The following is a 559-nucleotide window of genomic DNA, read 5'->3' as shown; positions in this document are numbered from 1 at the left end:
GCGCTTGTCGCCGGGGACGTCCTCGCGCGCCAGCACGGCCGCTTCGCGCACGCCGGGCAGCGCCGTCAGCGCGGTTTCGATTTCTCCCGGTTCGATGCGGAAGCCGCGGATCTTGACCTGCTGGTCGATCCGGCCCAGGAATTCGACGGTGCCGTCCGGGCGCTGGCGTGCGAGGTCGCCAGATTTATACATGCGCGCGCCGGCTTCGCCGCTGAACGGGTCGGGAATGAACTTCTCGGCCGTCATGCCGGGGCGGCGCAGATAGCCGCGGGCGACGCCGGCGCCGCCGATGTGCAGTTCGCCGGCGACGCCGACGGGCACGGGGTTGAGCCACGCGTCGAGAATGTAGATCGCGGTGTTGGCGATCGGACCGCCGAGCGGCAGCGGCAGGTTGAAGTCGTCGCGCGCCGTCACCGGGTGGTGGCAGGCGAAGGTCGTGGTCTCGGTCGGACCGTAGCCGTTGCTGAGCAGGATGGACGGATTGGCATCGCGCAGCGTGCGCGCGTGGCCGGGCGACAGCGCTTCGCCGCCGGCGAGGATGTGGCGCATCGACGCGAGC

At 71.0% G+C, this 559-nt stretch carries 1 protein-coding gene; it reads right to left on the bottom strand.

From position 1 onward, the window contains the following. Positions 1–559 (bottom strand): AMP-binding protein (locus tag ASC93_RS00570; RefSeq protein WP_157201721.1); only part of this gene is annotated, 559 nt, incomplete at both ends.

It is taken from the genome of Massilia sp. Root335 (genome assembly GCF_001425685.1).
Taxonomy (GTDB): domain Bacteria; phylum Pseudomonadota; class Gammaproteobacteria; order Burkholderiales; family Burkholderiaceae_D; genus Telluria; species Telluria luteola.
The sequence above is the reverse complement of the archived record's forward strand: the minus strand, read 5'-3'. Positions and strand labels throughout refer to the sequence as shown.